Raw genomic sequence first — 17473 nt, 5'->3', positions numbered from 1 at the left:
TCTCCTGATTGCTAGCAGTTGCATATTTATTGCTAGCAAGTAGGATGCCAGTCGGAACGGCCCGCAAAACGTTGGGTTTTCCAGTGGATCTTCAACGATCACGCGCCAAATTAAAGCGGCATGCACCATGGGGATGCGTGATGGCAATTTTAACCAAGTCCAAGGGCGGGAGATAAAGCGATGTCGGAAGTTAATAAAGATGTACAGATTGTTAGCAATTTTCTGGAAGCGTCCATGGCGCCTGATCCGGTTCGGGCCGCAACGTTCATGAGTGAGGACGTGAAGATCACTTTCACAGGGGGCCGCGTGATGCCCACCCCGCAGGACATCACTGCGTTCAATGGCTCGCGCTACGCCTGGGTCAAAAAGGCGTTGGGCAACTTCGACTGGATGGATCGCGGTGATCATACCGTGGTGTATTCCAACGGCACGCTTTACGGCGAATGGCCGGACGGTCGTAGTTTTTCGGGCAATCGTTATCTGGATCGCTTCGAGGTCCGCAACGGCAAGATCACTCATATGGACGTCTGGAATGACAGCGCCGAGTGGCTGCTGGTGCCGGAGATTGCCAAGGCGTAGTCGTAGCGTTCTGCTGGGCCCGCCTGATGCTCGACGCTTTGAGAAAACGGCGATTCTGTTGGAGCTAGGCTTGCCCGCGAAGAACGATAACGCCAGGTTGCTGATCAACCGAGTCGCCTGGTTCGCGGGCAAGCCTCGCTCCAATAGAAACCATTCATGACAGATAGTTGTGCGATGGTTGGCCAGTAGACCTCTGCTTCGATCCACACTGGCCTTTGTGAAGAGCGTCGCGGTAAGGTGGTGGTTTATTCAATTCGTATTCAAGAGGCCGTGGTATGCGCTTTTCCCCCTTTGTCGAACGGATAGCCGGGCAGGGCGTTGCCGCCTGGGATATTCACTTCGCTGCCTGGCAAGCCCAGCGTAATGGGGAGGATGTGATCATTCTCAGTGTCGGTGACCCTGATTTCGCGACCCCGGACTTCATTACCGAGGCAGCCGTCGGCGCACTGCACGCCGGGGACACCCATTACACCGATATCGCTGGCCGTCCTGCATTGCGTGAGGCCATTGCCGAGCGCTATTCCAATCGTCTTGGACGGTCTGTACAGGCGGAAAACGTGATCACGTTGGCCGGTGCGCAAAATGCTTTGTTTGTAAGCGCCATGTGCTTGTTGCAAGCGGGTGACGAAGTCATTGTCCTTGACCCGATGTACGTCACTTATGAGGCAACCCTCAAGGCGAGTGGGGCAACGCCGGTGCGTGTCAAGTGTGAGGCCGATGCTGGTTTTCGCCCGGATATCGCGCGTCTCAAGGCGGCTATTACCCCGTGTACTCGCGCTATTTTTTTTTCCAATCCCAATAATCCAACCGGCGTTGTGCTCACTGCCGAAGAGCTGCAGGGCATTGCCGAGCTGGCCATCGCCCATGATCTATGGGTCGTCGTCGATGAAGTTTACGAAAGCCTCTGCTACGAGCGTGAACACACCAGTCTGGCCAGTTTGCCGGGCATGGCTGAGCGCTGCGTGATTGTTGGCAGCTTGTCCAAATCCCATGCAATGACCGGCTGGCGGTTTGGCTGGATCATCGCCGACCCGCAGTTAGTGAGGCACGCGGAAAATCTTTCGTTGAGCATGCTTTACGGCTTGCCCGGTTTCGTCATGGCGGGGGCGCTGGCAGCGGTGCTTGCCCACGAAGAAGTGACGGTGGGCATGCGCGATATCTATCAACGCAGACGCGATCTGGTGGTCAGCGGTTTGAGTGAGTGCCCCGGTATTGAGGTACGCAGCCCCGACGCCGGCATGTTCGTCCTGTTGGACGTGCGTGATACGGGCCTGAGCTCGCTGGACTTTGCCTGGCGCCTGTTCCGCGAGGCGGGTGTGTCGGTGCTGGACGCCGCCGCATTCGGGGAGCCCGCGCAGGGTTTTGTGCGGTTGTCGTTCACCGTAAGCGATGAGCAACTGGCCCGCGCTTGTGTGCGAATCAAGTCGTTCGTGACGACGCTCGACAAGTCTTGAATAAGGTATTTCCGTGAACGAATTTATTGCCCCCGTTGATCCGGCCAAGGCCTACCGCTTGCTCAATCACGGCCCTACAGTGCTTGTCTCTGCCAGGCACGAAGGGGTCGACAACGTCATGGCGGCCGCTTGGGCCTGTGCGCTGGATTTCATGCCTGCCAAGCTCACCGTGGTCCTGGACAAAATTGCCAAAACCCGTGAGCTGGTTGAGAAAAGCGGGCTGTTCGTGATTCAGGTGCCGACGGCCGCGCAATTGCGACTGACCCATGAAGTGGGCACGCGAAGCTTGTTCGATGAGGCGGACAAACTTCAGCGCTCCGGCGTGGAACTGTTTGAGGTTCCCGGCCATGATCAGCCATTTGTGGCTGGATGTTCAGCCTGGCTGGCGTGCCGCCTGATCCCCGAACCGCATAACCAGTCGAGCTACGACTTGTTCATCGGTGAAGTTGTTGGGGCATGGGCCGATACGCGTGTGTTCAATGACGGGCACTGGCATTTCGAAAGTGCCGATCCCGCGTGGCGCAGCTTGCACTACATCGCGGGCGGGCATTTTTATGCGATTGGTGAGGCGCTGGACGTTCCGGCTAGCGAAGACGCCTGAGGGCTGCTTGCGCCGCCCTCAACGTGTCTGAACCAGCTCCAGAATCACGTTTCCGGCGGCCGATGGCTCAATCAACAGGCGTGTTGAGTCAGCATGATGGGGCACCTCGTTGCTTTCGATAATCGCCCGCGCGGCGTGCAGATTTTTGCTATTGATCTGCAGGGCAATCGCGTGAGGTCGCTCGTTCGCGGCTTCAGGCAAGTTGACACCGGCAAACTCGGTTTTCGCCGTGCTCAGCGACATGGCGCGTAATACGCCACAGCCGGTGTCAGCCTCCAGTACATCGCCGTTATAGCGAACGGCATCGCCATACAGTGCCTTCCAGCGGAGCTCCAGTTGCGCAGGTTCTGCAAGGTAAGTCACTGCAAGGATGCCATCGGCACCGTTGGGATGATTTTGCCATTCCGGCACCCAGATCAATTCCGGGCGGTGTTGATGGCAGATGAAGTTGGACACGTCAGGATGCTTTTCGTCCATGAACAGCCCTAGCGACACTACAGCTTCATCCGGGCTGCCGTCGGGCAAGGTCATCTTGCGTCGGAAGTCGATACGACCCTGGCTCGCCAGACCCGCTTTTGTCAGCCGTGAGTAGTCGGCATCTGCGTCCTTGCTGTGCAGCGCCACCAGCGAAACACCTTCTTCGCCGCGATCAATAAACGTGCCCAACTGGCGACCGAAGCAGAAGCCGTTCACCGAATTAGTGCCAAATTTCGAGGCGTCATCCACGGCGATGATCTCGATGAAGTTGCTCGGGAACATCACTAAAGTGGTGACGGTGCCCCATGGGTGATAGCTGACGGGCGAGGGCGCAAAACCCATCTTGCGGTACAGCTCCAGGGCTTGCGGGTGATTGCGTACGGTAACCAACGGGTGGTCAACGCCTTGTGGGGATTGAGCGGCTGCGGCCATGATCATTGCTCCCGTTCGGTGATGGTTTTCGAGGTCAGGGTCGCCAGCGAATGCGGTGCGCTACCCACGATTTTTGCCGGTGTGCCCGCGACTACTGCGCCCGCGGGTACCGGCTTGAGCACCACCGCATTGGCAGCCACGATGGCCTTGGCGCCGACTTCTATGTTGCCCAGTACGGTGGCACCCGCACAGATCAATGCGCCTCGGCGGATCTTGGGATGACGGTCGCCAACTTCCGCGAGCGTGCTGCCCAGTGTTACGCCATGCCAGAGGCTGACTTCGTCTTCAACCACAGCAGTCTCGCCAATGACCAGGCCAATGCCGTGATCCACGAACAGCGCTTTGCCCAATCTGGCCGCCGGGTGAATATCAATGCTCCAGGTGTTGGCTGCCCAGTTCTGGACCAGCACTGCGCTCTGGATATCACCTTCATTCCACAAGGCGTGGCCAATACGATAGGCCTGCACCGCCTGGATACCCCGGAAGGTCAGAAATGCGGTCAAGTGATCGGGGCAGGCCGGATTGACGATCACCAGATGATTGATGTCTGCCGCTGCGGCTGATGCGATATCGGGATGGGCGCGAATGATGTCGGTGAACCAGTCCGTCAGGTCGGCATTGTTGGCCTGGCCTTTGAGCTGCCGGGCAAGATTCGCTGCCAGCGCTGTTTCGAAGGAGGGCTGCGACACAATCCCTTGCTGCACATATTGGCTCAATACGGGATTGCGCTCGGCTAACTGACGGGCTTGATCCTGCAGGCGCTGCCAAAGGGAATCCATGGCCTTCTCCTTTTTGGGGTCGACCGAGTATGGGCAGGCATAGGGGGCGCTATCAATCCTCATGGGGTGATAGCTCTGTTGCTTTTTTCGCAACGCAGAAGGGCCGGGCTCTCGTCAGATGCCTGCTGCATTGATGGCTTTTTGACACGTATTCTGCCCGCTGTTACGGTGCCGTCCGCTGTCAGACCCATCACTGTTTCTATACGAAGGACCGTTAAATGTATTACCCGCGTGAGGCTGAAAAAGACCATCTCTACAATCGGGTCATTCTGTTGATCATCGCTTGTTGCGTGATGTTGGTGCTCGCCGCCATGGCGCGAAGCAGCGGTTTGATTTACGGCGCGATCAAGACAGGCGCGGTTGAAGTCAACGCGACCGTGACGCAAGTGGAGGACATTTCGAGAACCTCCGACATGAAGCTGATCCACTACCGGTACGTCGATCAGAACGAGCAAACCCATGATGACGCTTACGTTCGTGACTGGCCCGAGAAGAGCGAATCGTATGAAGTGGGGCAGACGGTGCCGGTTCTGTACTCGCGCTGGTTCCCGTCGAAAAACTCTTTTTCAGGCAAACTCAACAGTCATCGGCCTGGTTTTTTCATCATGATTGGCTGCTTATCGCTAGCGTTGCTGACGCTATTGATCTCGCTGTGGACGATCAGACGCATCGGAATTTTGAAGGCTGAAGACCGTTATTACTGACACCTGCGGTCTGCTGTCATTCTGACTGGCTGGCAGTCGGCCAGATTCCCAGGCATTCAAGCCGGAGATCGACCGACTGACTACAGCGATTTATCTCAAACCAGGTATTTGTTAAACCACTCCAGCGTCCGGTCCCAGGCCAGTTTGGCGGCCGCTTCGTCGTAGCGCGGAGTGGAGTCATTATGGAAACCATGGTTGGCGCCCGGATAAACGTATGCCTGATACGTTTTGCCAGCCGCTTTCAATGCCTGCTCATAAGCCGCTGCGCCTTCATTGATGCGGGTGTCCAGTTCGCCGTAGTGGATCAATAGCGGTGCCTTGATTCGTGGCACGTCTGCGGTGTTGGCCTGACGTCCGTAGAAGGGGACGGCGGCAGCCAGTTCGGGGTATGCAACGGCTGCCGCGTTGGCAACACCGCCGCCATAACAGAAGCCGGTGATGCCAACTTTGCCGGTGGTCGCGTCGTGCTTCATCATCCACTCGATGGCAGCGAAGAAGTCGTTCATCAGTTTTTCCGGGTTGACGGTCTGCTGCAGCTCGCGACCTTTGTCATCGTTACCCGGGTAGCCGCCCACTGAGGTCAGGCCATCGGGGGCGAGGGCGATGAAACCGGCTTTCGCCACGCGGCGAGCGACGTCTTCGATATAGGGGTTGAGTCCGCGATTTTCATGTGCAACAACCACTGCAGGTAGCTTGCCGGTGGCCTTTGCCGGGCGCACCAGATAAGCACGGACCTGCCCATGACCTTTTGGCGAGGGGTAGGTGACGTATTCGGCGACGATGTCCGGGTCGGTGAATTCCACCTGCTGGGCCAGCGCGTAGTTGGGGCTTAACGAGGCGAGCACTGCGCTCGCCGTCAGGCCGAATACGGTAAAGGCAGCGGCGCGATCAAGAAATTCGCGTCTGTTGATCTTGCCGTGGGCGTAGTAGTCGTACAACTCAAGCAGTTCCGGGGAAAAATCTTTCGCGGTAAGACGCTCCATCTATTCGCTCCTTCTTCGGTCAGTCGGCTGATTAAAGCAGTCTTTACCGGTGAGGCAAATGGGCATTGGGGAACTGTCCTTGGCACACCGCTATCGCGGATCAAACTCGATTTCGTGTGGGAGCGGTGCTTGCTCGCGATAAGAACACCGCGGTTTGTACTTCAGAACGCGTCGCCTCTATCGCGGGCAAGCACCGCTCCCACATGAAAATCCTGTCTATTCAGTGCCTTTGACCGCTACAGAGCAGTGCGGCGTTGCGCGCTCTGTTCTGATACCAATAGCGGGTATGATGGCGCCACCTCGGACCGATGACGTCGGTCCGGGGATGCCTTAAAGTCTGGAGCCACCATCTCGATGTTCACCGTTACCCGCTTTGAAAACCCGCCACCCGAGTCCATCAAAAGCCAGATCATGCAGATGGTGGTGGATTACGTCACTGACATCAGCATGGTCAACATCGCGCCCAGCAATCCGTTGTACAGCCTCTATCAATATGGCGTCGGCTTCGAGGTTCACCTTTATATCGAGGCCATGGACGGGGCCAAAGGGATTCCTGTGGAGTTGATCGTCGCGCTGGACGCTGATGAGCCGGACACAGTTATCGGCTTTCTGCTGTATTTGCCCGTCAAGGATGATCCGGATGCGTGCGCGGTAGCGTTTATGGTCGTGCAAGCCAGCGAGCGCCGCAAAGGCGTGGCGCGCGGCATGCTCAAGGAGATGACCGGACGCTACCCGCACGCCGAACTAGCCTGTCGCGCCGCCGCCGTGCCGCGCTTCGAAGCAATGGGGTTTCAGGTTCTGGCCGCGCGCGGTCCACAGGTCCTGATGAACACTTGGGATCACGGCACTGAGGGGTTGGTGGCAGTGCTGGACGTTGCGCCGATCTACAATTCGCTGGAGATTCGGCAAATTCACGCCTATCTACTTCAGCAGCACGGAAAACGGCCGATGATAGAGGCTGAGAAACAGCGTGATCGGCATCTGGATCAACTGACGCGACAAGCCAAAGCCCTTGTTGAGGCGCGTCAAAGACCAGCGTCCAATGACACTATTGATTAATACGCACGTTTGATTATCGGTAAAAGTTCGCTCCGCAACCTGTATCCGATTACAATTACCGTTCGCGGTTCCCGAAACACGTGTACATATGTGCTTAACATCGCATGATCTTCTGGTGTGACAAATATCAGATGTTGTTCCGTGAAAGGCCTGGGTGCTGGTTGTAACAAGGTTGTCGGGGCTGTTTATTCCGACGATGTACCAAGAGATTCAATGTCACTCAGCAGCTGAAAACAATGGCAAACAAGAAGTCAGCTCAGGAGAGACAAGAGAGTGAGGTTGATAGCAGTAAATCAGCCTTGTATGTCCAGCCGTCGGTCCTGCCGATTGCCGATGTTCACGATGCCACGTCGCATGCGTGTAACCGGTTATCAGATGCGTAGATTGACGGAGGGATGACGTTCTATCCTGGAAATCACAGTATGTTAAAAAAAGTGAACACAGCCCTTCTGGGCCTGGCGCTGTCGATGGGACTTACGCCTTTGCATGCAGAAGAAGCCAAGAAAGTCGATGTGTTGTTGATCGGCGGCGGCATCATGAGCGCCACGCTCGGCACATGGCTCAACGAGCTGGAGCCGACCTGGACCATGGAAATGGTCGAGCGTCTCGACAAGGTTGCCGAAGAAAGCTCCAACGGCTGGAACAATGCCGGTACCGGTCACTCTGCCCTGGCCGAGTCGAACTACACCCCGTACGGTAAAGACGGCAAGATCGAGATCGCCAAGGCCATCGAGATCAACGAAGCGTTCCAGGTCACCCGTCAGTTCATGGCGTGGCAGGTCAAGAACGGCGTTTTGAAGAATCCGCATTCGTTCATCAACTCTACCCCGCACATGAGCTTCATGTGGGGTGACGATAACGTCAAATTCCTCAAGGCCCGCTACGAGGCGCTGAAAACCAGCCCACTGTTCGCCGGCATGCAGTACAGCGAAGATCAGGCACAAATCAAGCAGTGGGTTCCACTGATGATGGAAGGCCGTGATCCAAGCCAGAAAATCGCTGCCACCTGGTCGCCGCTCGGTACCGATGCGAACTGGGGCGAAGTGACTCGTCAATACGTTGCCAATCTGCAGACCAAGCCCAACTTCGACCTGAAGTTGTCGAGCGAAGTCAACGCGATTACGCGTAACAAAGACGGCAGCTGGCACGTCGAGTACAAAAATCTGAAAGACGGCACCACGCACGGCACAGATGCGAAATTCGTGTTTGTCGGTGCGGGTGGCGGTGCGTTGAAGCTGCTGCAAAAAGCTGACATCCCAGAGGCTCGCGAATACGGCGGCTTCCCGGTCGGCGGCTCGTTCCTGGTGACCGAGAATCAAGACCTCGCTCTTCAGCACATGGCCAAGGCCTATGGTATCGCCTCGACTGGCGCGCCACCCATGTCCGTGCCGCACCTGGACACCCGTGTGCTGGACGGCAAGCGCATGATCCTGTTTGGACCATTCGCGACCTTCTCCACCAAGTTCCTCAAGGAAGGTTCTTACCTCGACCTGCTGTCGACCACCACGACTCATAACGTGTGGCCGATGACCAAGGTTGGTGTTGAGCAATATCCGCTGATCGAGTATCTGGCTGGTCAGTTGATGATGTCGGATGACGATCGCTTCAACGCACTGAAAGAGTACTTCCCACACGCCAAGAAAGAAGACTGGCGCTTGTGGCAAGCCGGTCAGCGCGTGCAGATCATCAAGCGCGATGCTGAAAAAGGCGGTGTGTTGAAGCTGGGTACCGAGGTTGTTTTCTCTCAGGACCGCTCTATTGCAGGCCTGCTGGGCGCTTCCCCAGGTGCATCGACTGCTCCTCCGATCATGATCGACGTGCTTGAGAAGGCTTTCAAGGACAAGGTTGCTACTCCAGAGTGGCAAGCCCGTATGCGCCAGATCGTTCCGAGCTACGGCACCAAGCTGAATGGCTCGCCTGAGCGCGTTCAGCAGTCGTGGGATTACACCGCTGAAGTCCTGCAGCTGACCAAGCCGCCGGTAATCGACCCTGCGGCGTATCCTGCTGCCAGCGCTGCACCGGCCAAACCGGCCAAACCGCAGCCAAGCAACCCTGCTGCTGATATGGCGCTGTAACACGCCTTATCTTGAGAGGTACCGGGTAAAGCGGTCAGCAATGGCCACTTGAAACCCGAACCAGAAACCCGGCACTGCCTTAATGGCATTGCCGGGTTTTTGCGTTTCAGGTCCCGAGGTTTTTAAAAAAGCGACTGCTTAATAACCACATATAAGTATGGGTTTAATCGACTAAAACCTCAGGCTTGAAAATCACGTTTGCCTGGCTTGATAAATAAGCTATGTTGTAAGACGTCGTATAAGATAATTCGATCTTGTACGCGTCACCAATAAACAATAACAAGGAACAACCATGACCAAGAGTTTCAAACTGCTCGCTGCATTTCTCTGCCTGTTCAGTGGCTACATTGCAACTGCCCAGGCGTCGGATCAGGCTGATGTAGAAAAGGCTGTCGATCAACTTACCCAAGCCATGTGGCACAAAGATATTGCGCAACTGCAGGCGTTGACCGCTGAGAACCTCACTTATGGGCACTCCAGTGGAAACATCCAGGACAAGAAAGCTTTTATTGCCGATATCGAAACCGGCAAGAGCGCTTTCAACAGGCTTGAGATGCAGAAGCAGCACGTCACCCTGTCGGGTGATACCGCGCTGGTTCGCAACCACTTTTCCGCCGATGCAGTGAACAGTGGCAAGGTTGTCCCTACCGAAATCGAGAATTTCCAGATCTGGCAGAAGCAGGGCGGGAAATGGCTGCTGATCGGACGTCAGGCGTTCAAGTTCTGATGTGAATGCAAAACCCAATGGAGCTTTTAGGCTGCCCTTGAGTTGATGTGCGACATAAATCCTGTGGGACCGGATTCATCCGGGAAAGCGACGTTCATGACGATGCGAATGTGTCGGCTGTACTGGCCTTTTCCCGGATGAATCCGGTCCCACAGGACTGGCGCGATTCAGGAAAATGGCTTCGCAGCCTTTGTCAGCGCCTACAAGCTCTGTGCGCTAGCCACAACTCGACTGAGTCCTCACGCTCGTCTCTAACCACAGTTCGTCCAGATTGCTGAATCCCCATTCCTTCGCTGATTCACGGCCCACGATGCGGTCCTGACCCACTAACGCTGCGAGGTTGAGGGTGGTCTGCGCGATGTACTCATGGCTGTTGGCGCAAAAGAACACCCGGACCTTGGGTGTGAGCAACGACTTCTCATGCTGCTCGGTGACCACGCCAATTCTTCCGCTTTGCAGGCGAACCAGCGCGCCGACCGGATAAATGCCGACGCATTTGACGAACGCCTGGAAGACCTTTTCATCAAAGTGACCTTGCCATTGGGCCATGCGGTGAATGGCTTCGGCAGGCCCCCAGGCTTCTTTGTAGGGGCGGTCCGAGGTGACGGCGTCATAGACATCGCATACCGCGCCCATTCGGGCGAACAGGCTGATCTGGCTGCCTGCCAGTCTGTGCGGGTAACCGGTGCCATCGATCTTTTCATGGTGATGCAGGCAGACGTCCATGACGCGCGAGCTGAAGTGCTGGCTCTGCATCAGCATATTGGCGCCACACTCGGAGTGGCTGCGCATGGTCGCGAATTCCTCATCGCTGAGCGCGCCTGGCTTGTTCAGGATGGTCAACGGGATCACCACTTTGCCAATGTCATGCATCAGGCCTGCGATACCCGCCTCGTGAACCAGTGCAGGCGGTAGCCCAAGCTGGCGGGCAAGGGCGATCATTAGTGCGCAGACCGCGACCGAGTGCATGTAGGTGTATTCGTCGCAGGTTTTCAGGCGGGCGAGGCTGATCAAAGCATCAGGATGCCGAGAAATCGAGTCGGAGATTTCCTCGACCAGTTCGCTGACTTGCTCCATTTCAATGACCCGGCCCATGCGCAAATCGCTGAACATCTTCTCGACTGCCGCCCTGGAGTGAGCGCAAAGCTTGAGAGATCTGGAGATTTCCTGATTGAGTGCAACACGGTGCGGAATCGGTCGGCTGGCGATGTTCCGCAGGCTGGTGGGCAGCGCTGGGTCCGGCTGGAACGAGGTGGCGGGTATGGGGCTGGCGCCTCGGCTGTCATCAATCCAGAGTTCAGCGACTCTGGCATCAAGGATGCGTTGTAGATCATGCTCGTTAGAGAGCATGAACCCGTGTTTCCAGAATGACTGCTCTATCCCTGAGCCACAGAATTCGTGTACGTACATGCCAAGCCGCAGCTCGGTCACAGAGATATGTTTCAGCACGATAATGACTCGCTTTTGTTATGGCTGAATTTCACGATCAGCGCATTCGGAGCTGATCGGGCTTTTCTTGCAGTTGCTACACCGAGAACCTCGCTACCAGGCGATTAAGGCCTACGGCCAATTGCGACAGCTCATTACTGGCCAATGAGGTCTGGCTGGCCGCTGATGAGCTTTGTGAAGACAGATCGCGGATGCTCACCAGGTTCTGGTCAACCGAGCGCGCGACTTGCGCCTGCTGCTCTGACGCCGTGGCAATCAGCATGTTTCTCTCATTAATGTCGGAGATTGCAGAGGTGATTTCTTTGATCGCGATGCCAGCCTCATGGGCAATCTGCAAGGTTGACCCGGCTTCAAGCGTGCTTTGTTTCATCGATTGCACCGCCAGCGTCGAGTCTTTCTGGATGCCCTGAATCATCTGCTCGATTTCCCGGGTAGACGTCTGTGTCCTGTGAGCCAGTGCGCGGACTTCGTCGGCCACCACGGCAAACCCGCGACCTTGTTCACCGGCGCGTGCTGCTTCGATGGCGGCGTTCAAGGCGAGCAGGTTGGTTTGTTCGGCGATGGAGCCAATCACGTCCAGCACCTTGGCAATATGCTGTGCCTGGTTGGCCAGGCCTTCGACTTCAACGCCGGTGCGCTCAACCGTTGTACTGAGTTTTTCCAGCGAGGCGATGGTCTGGCTGACGCGTTCCTGTCCGGTCCGGGCCGAGCGTTCTGATGCCTGGGTTGATTGAGAGGCAGCAACCGCATTGCGTGCGACCTCTTCGACAGCAGCGGTCATCTCGTTAACGGCCGTGGCTGCCTGTTCGGTTTCCATACTCTGACGCTGGATACCGGCATTGGATTCTTTGGTGATCGAGCTCATTTCCTCGGCAGCGGAGGCGAGTTGTCCTGATGAGTCCGAGATGTGCTGGATCGTGCCTTTGAGACTCGCGAGCATCGTTGCCGTGGCAGTCTGCAGCTCGGTCATTTCATCTGCGCCGCTGATTTCGACCGTCGTGCGTAAGTCGCCGTCGGCAATCTTGCGGGTGGTGATCAACAAGGTTTGAATAGGCTGGGTAATACTTCGGGTAAACGCCACCGCTACAATTATCGTTACAAGCACGGCGATCACAATGAATATCATTGATATGTAGCGCCCGCTGGTAAAACTTCCATCCGCGATGGCGCCAGACTGATCTGCACCTTTCTCATTAATGGCAATCAACTCCTCGATCGAGTTTTGCAGTGCCACGGCCTGAGGCTTGGAAGTGTCCTGTATGAATACCGCCATTTCCTGGTAGGTGCGGGTTTTACTCAGCTCCATCAGTTCGTCGATTTTGCTTTGGTAGGAACTGACGTTGGCCGAGACTTTATTGAACAGCTCTTTCTCGTCAGCGCCACCGACCATCGGTGCATAGTCTTGAGTGGCGGTACTCAAGTTGGCTTTAAGTTGATTGATTTTCTTGATCGATGCTTCGCCCTGGCGTGCGTCATCCATGACAAAACGCCTCGCGTCCAGGCGATACAGAAGCATCGCGGTCTCTATCCTGCCAGCCTGTCTGACGCTGGGCAGCCAGTTATTTTGCAGGTCGGATGCGGAGTCATGGATGTCGTCCATTTTGAGCAGCGAGGCAACGCCAAGGCCGATCAATAATGAACAGATGATGCCGAAGCTGAACAGGGCTCTGGTGGTCAGTTTTATATTTCTTGTTTTCATGCCGAGATACCTCGAATCGCCACACTGCGATAGCTGAGATTCAACTGATCTATCTCATGGCGACTTGCCATCAATGTAGTCGCCACAATGTGAAAAAACCATCACCTGTGTAAAAAAGTTTTGTTGTTTACACAGGGCGGGTTATTCAAGTCCATCGGCGTTTATAACTGAAACTTTAAGGGCTTCAAGAAGTGGTTTATTTGACGCCATTAAATATTAATTGGATCCACTTGGGTGAGTTTAAAGTTGCAAAGCTTACTAACTATTGGTGTTATGTTATATCCGCTGCGGCTTGCGATGTATCAGTAAAGAGCAATGCCTTGAGTCCGCCTTCGGCTTCGGCGTCAGGGAACTCCGGCGGGTTTTCCAGGCGTTGCTCGAAGCGTAGGGCCGGAGCTTCGATGGCGGTGTGGTCTATCAGGAAACTGGAGCCCAGGCTGGGTTCGTTCATGCAGGCCAGTACCTGACCGCCCGGCACTAGCAGCTCGGGCATACGCCGCAGCACTTTCTGGTAATCCTTGTCGAGCAGGAAGCTGCCGCGCTGGAAGGAGGGCGGATCAATAATAACGAGGTCATAAGGCCCGGATTTTTTGACCTTGCCCCAGGACTTGAACAGCTCATGATCCAGAAAGCTAACGTTGCGCAGGTCATGCTGATTGAGGCGATGGTTGTCGCGGCCGCGGGTGAGGGCTGCCCGGGACATGTCCAGGTTGACCACGTGTTCAGCGCCGCCTGCGATGGCCGCGACGGAAAAGCCACAGGTGTAGGCGAACAGATTCAATATCCGTTTGCCCTGCGCGTTAGCACGCACCCAGTCGCGCCCGTAACGCATGTCCAGAAACAGCCCGCAGTTCTGCTTTCTGCCCAGATCGACCTTGAAGTGCAGACCGCTTTCAGTGATTTGCCATTCTTCCACTCGTTCACCCAGCAGCCACTCGGTGGTGCTTTCCGGCAAGTAGCGGTGTTGCAACAATAAGGTATGCGCTTTGCTATTGAGCCATTGCGGCGTGTGGGTCAGTTCCAGCAACAATTCGGTCAGCGCGTCCAGTTCGGCTTTTGCAGGCTCGCGGAACAGCGAAACCAGGACCACGCCCTGCATCCAGTCGACAGTGAGCTGCTCAAGTCCTGGCCAGACGCGGCCCCGGCCATGAAACAAACGCCGGGTTTCATCGGGCGCGGTTTGCAGGGCATCAAGCAGATGCTGGTTAAGGATGGCGAGTGCTTCTGGGGTCATGACAGGCGATCAGTGGCGAAAGGGCGCGACATGTTAAACGTTATCGATGCCGGACGGGCAGCGACGTCAAGCCGGATGGCTGATCAGGTACAGGCAGATCGACAGCGTCACCAGCGAGCCGAGGGTCGAAACCAGAATTGTGCTGGAGACCAGTGACGCCTCGCGCTTGTAATACTCGGCCAGCATGAACGGGCCAGTGCCGGTGGGCAGTGCACTAAGCAGCAGGGCGGCATTGGCCCACAAGAGCGGCACGTCGAAGACATGAAACACCAGCACCCAGGTCAGCAGAGGGTGGCCGATCAGCTTGATCAGAACCAGTAGCGATGTCCCCTCGCGTGTGCCTTGCTGTTTTTCGGCGAGGAACAAGCCAAGCGCGACTAGTGCGCAGGGGCTGGTCGCCGCACCCAAGAGGCTGAGCAGTTTTTCCAGGGCACCGGGAAGCGGCGCGCCGGTGCTGGCCCATAACGCGCCAAGGAGCGGAGACACCACAAGAGGGTTTTTCGCCAGCGCCAGGAACACTTTGAAGGCAATACGGTGCGGCCTGCGTTCGGTTTGCAGCCCGACTTCCACACAGACCAGCGCCAGGCCAAATAATACGCATACCACCAGAAGTGCCCCGACCAGCGCCGGTTCCAGTCCTTCCTGGCCGAGCACCATTACGCACAGAGGAATGCCGATATAACCGGCATTGGCATAGGAACCACCCAGCGCGTCGATACTGGCGTCGGCCAGGTTAGTGCCTTTTTTCCAGCGCAGCAGCAGCGTGATGACGAATACCGACAAGGTGCTCAACGTGAAACCGATCACGAACCCCGGGTGCCAGATCTGCTCCCAGGTGGAGGTTGCCGTCACGCTGAACAGCAGTGCTGGCAAACACAGCCAGACCACCATCCGGTTGATTTCCGATGCAGCGTTGGGCCCCAGACGATTTGTACGACGGCAGATGAACCCCAGCAGGATCAAGGCAAAAATCGGCAGCAATACGTTGAGAACAGCAAACATTCAGGCCTGACCCGTTGCGCACAAACAGGCTGGCAAGGTTAAGCACGAAAATCGTTAGCGTCCAATCTATTTTCCGTCGCCGTACGTTCAATAGACCTGCGGGATGATCAGCTCACTTGGCGTTGGCACTCGGCTGTAGTCCTCGCGGCGCTGCCGTTCAGGCAGCTCAATGGCGGGTTGCTCGACTTCTTCGTAGGGCATCTGGCCGAGCAGGTGATGAATGCAATTCAGGCGCGCGGTCTTCTTGTCGTCAGCCTGTACGACCCACCAGGGTGCTTCCGCGATGTGGGTGCGCTCAAGCATGATCTCCTTGGCTTTGGTGTAATCCTCCCAGCGCCGCCGAGACTCCAGGTCCATTGGGCTGAGCTTCCATTGCTTGAGCGGGTCATGGATGCGGCTGAGAAAGCGCAGATGCTGTTCCTGATCGGAAATCGAGAACCAGTATTTGATCAGCTGTATGCCGGAGCGAGCGAGCATGCGTTCGAACTCGGGGACGGTACGGAAAAACTCTTCGTACTGATCGTCATCGCAAAAACCCATGACCTTTTCGACACCGGCACGGTTGTACCAGCTGCGGTCGAACAGAACGATTTCTCCGGCGGCAGGCAGATGAGAAACGTAGCGCTGGAAATACCACTGGGTGCGTTCACGGTCGTTGGGCGCGGGCAGCGCGGCGACACGGCAGACCCGAGGGTTAAGCCGCTGGGTAATACGCTTGATCACGCCACCTTTTCCGGCGGCATCGCGGCCCTCGAAAAGGATCACTACTTTATGACCGGTCTTCACCACCCAGCTTTGTAACTTGACCAGTTCGCCCTGCAGGCGGAACAGCTCGCTGAAATACAGGTGGCGGGCCTGTTTCTCGTCGCTGTCACTGATGTCGCTTTCGAAAAGCTTGTCGAGGCTGTACTCGTCTTCAGCCAGTTCGAGTTCCAGCTCTTCGTCGTTGTGATCGAGCAGTTCACGGTGGATGCGACGCGCGAGATTTTCGTGGGAAGGAGACATGTCGGGCGCTCACCTGTAGGAAAAGTCCTCAGATGTTAATCAGGCTATATGACGCAAAGGTGACAGTTTGAAGACTTAACGTGGCATATAACGACGTTGCCAGCGGTGGGGGATAAACAGCGTCAAAAGCCCGAGCAATGCGGCAAATGCGCCACTGATCAGCAGGGCATTGGCTCCCAGACGATTTTCCAGCAATGCGCCGATGACAGCGCCCATGCACATGCCCGCCCACGGCACCAACTGTATCCGCCAGCCGTCACGGCGTTCGCCCAGCATCCAGCGGCCCAGGCCACGCCCGAAACGTGAAAGAGCCCCTGTCACGTAGGTCAGCCCCACCGGCAGCCCGTTAACCTGTTCGACGGCCGCATTGAGCATGCCCATGGCCAGAATGGCCGCCATCACCGTAAGAAGTTGCGAGCCCATCGGCCATGCCGCAGCAGCACACAGCAGCATGCCGATACTCAGCAGCAAGGGCAGGGCGCGTCGACCGGCGAGACGGGCGACAATGACACCCAGTGCGTTGCCCGCTACAAAGGTGATGATTGCCAGCAACAGGCGGGACGTGGTGTTCAGATCGCCATCGCTGATCGCCACTGCAAGGCGCGTAGTGTTGCCGCTCATGAAAGAGACGTAGTCGCCGGTTGCCATAAAGCCAATCGCGTCGGTCATGCCAGCGAGAATCGAGAGACACGCCGCCAATGACATGCCGACACGGCCGCGCCATTTCTGCATGTGCAGATGCTTCAGGTTAGTGCTGGCACTGACGGTAGAAGGAAGCATCGAAGGTCCCTGCATTGATCACTGATTCAGACACGAGCAGTGCGACGCTTAAAGCGCTTTGGCGCGAACGATCCGCTTGGCTTTGATCTCGTCTGCGTAGGCTTTGAGCTGGTCAGCATCGCCGTATAGGCGATTGACCAACTGCAGAATGGCCGTGACGTCGACATCAGTCATTTGTTCGGCAAGCTTGAGTATTTCGTTGGCAGTGCTTTCAAGATTAGCGGCTGTCCCTTTCAGGTGCCGCTTGAGTTCCTGGGTTGGCTTGTTCAGGGCCATGATGTTTCCTTCTTATAAGTACCGTCGATTGCTATGCGGTGGAGCATCGCTTTTTCTGGGGGAACAAGCAATGCGTTGGCTACCTGGTTATCCATAAGCGACGTCTTGGCGGGCTGTAATCCTATAACGGGGACTTCCCGTGTTTCGGAAGCTTCCTA

Annotated in this window: 16 protein-coding genes and 1 pseudogene; 7 read left to right on the top strand and 10 right to left on the bottom strand. The window is 56.4% G+C overall.

Annotated features, from left to right (window positions below):
- The first annotated feature begins 180 nt into the window (after positions 1-180).
- From ACYASS_RS02010 to ACYASS_RS02000, 3 genes and pseudogenes are all read left to right on the top strand, one after another.
- Positions 181-579, top strand: coding sequence for a nuclear transport factor 2 family protein (locus ACYASS_RS02010; protein ID WP_122663681.1), 399 nt, complete (start codon positions 181-183; stop codon positions 577-579).
- A gap of 275 nt (positions 580-854) precedes the next feature.
- A pseudogene (locus ACYASS_RS02005) lies at positions 855-2021 on the top strand (pyridoxal phosphate-dependent aminotransferase); the annotation flags it as partial.
- A 25-nt stretch (positions 2022-2046) separates the two neighbouring features.
- Entirely contained in the window at positions 2047-2634 is a 588-nt protein-coding gene (locus ACYASS_RS02000) for a flavin reductase family protein (protein ID WP_463584850.1), read from the top strand.
- A gap of 18 nt (positions 2635-2652) precedes the next feature.
- Here ACYASS_RS02000 and ACYASS_RS01995 read toward each other — a convergent pair whose 3' ends face one another.
- Together ACYASS_RS01995 and epsC are read right to left on the bottom strand one after the other, a co-directional pair.
- The gene (locus ACYASS_RS01995; RefSeq protein WP_463584849.1) at positions 2653-3543 is read right to left on the bottom strand and encodes a VOC family protein; all 891 of its coding nucleotides are present in this window, start codon (positions 3541-3543) and stop codon (positions 2653-2655) included.
- Positions 3544-3545: 2 nt separating this feature from the next.
- On the bottom strand, positions 3546-4322 hold the full coding sequence (epsC, locus tag ACYASS_RS01990; RefSeq protein WP_463584848.1) for a serine O-acetyltransferase EpsC: 777 nt from the start codon (positions 4320-4322) through the stop codon (positions 3546-3548).
- 218 nt (positions 4323-4540) lie between these two features.
- Here epsC and ACYASS_RS01985 point away from each other — a divergent pair, with 218 nt between their 5' ends.
- The gene (locus tag ACYASS_RS01985) at positions 4541-5026 is read left to right on the top strand and encodes a hypothetical protein (RefSeq protein ID WP_463584847.1); all 486 of its coding nucleotides are present in this window, start codon (positions 4541-4543) and stop codon (positions 5024-5026) included.
- Between the two features lie 95 nt (positions 5027-5121).
- Here ACYASS_RS01985 and yghX read toward each other — a convergent pair whose 3' ends face one another.
- Entirely contained in the window at positions 5122-6009 is an 888-nt protein-coding gene (gene yghX, locus ACYASS_RS01980; protein WP_463584846.1) for a YghX family hydrolase, read from the bottom strand.
- A gap of 354 nt (positions 6010-6363) precedes the next feature.
- On the opposite strand from yghX, the gene ACYASS_RS01975 reads away from it, so the two are divergent.
- From ACYASS_RS01975 to ACYASS_RS01965, 3 genes are all read left to right on the top strand, one after another.
- Positions 6364-7068, top strand: a complete 705-nt coding sequence (locus ACYASS_RS01975; RefSeq protein WP_463584845.1) for a GNAT family N-acetyltransferase — start codon at positions 6364-6366, stop codon at positions 7066-7068.
- A gap of 422 nt (positions 7069-7490) precedes the next feature.
- On the top strand, positions 7491-9143 hold the full coding sequence (mqo, locus tag ACYASS_RS01970) for a malate dehydrogenase (quinone) (protein WP_243247431.1): 1653 nt from the start codon (positions 7491-7493) through the stop codon (positions 9141-9143).
- 292 nt (positions 9144-9435) lie between these two features.
- Complete coding sequence (locus ACYASS_RS01965; protein WP_243247432.1) at positions 9436-9870, top strand: nuclear transport factor 2 family protein; 435 nt, start codon at positions 9436-9438, stop codon at positions 9868-9870.
- Between the two features lie 216 nt (positions 9871-10086).
- On the opposite strand, the gene ACYASS_RS01960 is transcribed toward ACYASS_RS01965, so the two are convergent.
- From ACYASS_RS01960 to ACYASS_RS01930, 7 genes are all read right to left on the bottom strand, one after another.
- The gene (locus ACYASS_RS01960; RefSeq protein WP_463584844.1) at positions 10087-11319 is read right to left on the bottom strand and encodes an HD-GYP domain-containing protein; all 1233 of its coding nucleotides are present in this window, start codon (positions 11317-11319) and stop codon (positions 10087-10089) included.
- Between the two features lie 76 nt (positions 11320-11395).
- Positions 11396-13018, bottom strand: coding sequence for a methyl-accepting chemotaxis protein (locus tag ACYASS_RS01955; protein WP_463584843.1), 1623 nt, complete (start codon positions 13016-13018; stop codon positions 11396-11398).
- 271 nt (positions 13019-13289) lie between these two features.
- Positions 13290-14252, bottom strand: a complete 963-nt coding sequence (locus ACYASS_RS01950; RefSeq protein ID WP_463584842.1) for a class I SAM-dependent methyltransferase — start codon at positions 14250-14252, stop codon at positions 13290-13292.
- Between the two features lie 66 nt (positions 14253-14318).
- Positions 14319-15254, bottom strand: coding sequence for an AEC family transporter (locus tag ACYASS_RS01945; protein ID WP_243247436.1), 936 nt, complete (start codon positions 15252-15254; stop codon positions 14319-14321).
- Between the two features lie 87 nt (positions 15255-15341).
- Positions 15342-16259: a polyphosphate kinase 2 gene (gene ppk2 / locus ACYASS_RS01940; RefSeq protein ID WP_122663668.1), complete on the bottom strand. Its 918-nt coding sequence runs from the start codon at positions 16257-16259 to the stop codon at positions 15342-15344.
- Between the two features lie 75 nt (positions 16260-16334).
- Positions 16335-17039, bottom strand: a complete 705-nt coding sequence (locus tag ACYASS_RS01935) for a YoaK family protein (protein WP_463584841.1) — start codon at positions 17037-17039, stop codon at positions 16335-16337.
- 48 nt (positions 17040-17087) lie between these two features.
- Entirely contained in the window at positions 17088-17315 is a 228-nt protein-coding gene (locus tag ACYASS_RS01930) for a hypothetical protein (protein WP_122663666.1), read from the bottom strand.
- Positions 17316-17473 lie beyond the last annotated feature (158 nt).

Source organism: Pseudomonas sp. HP_14, from assembly GCF_055283875.1.
The sequence above is the reverse complement of the archived record's forward strand: the minus strand, read 5'-3'. Positions and strand labels throughout refer to the sequence as shown.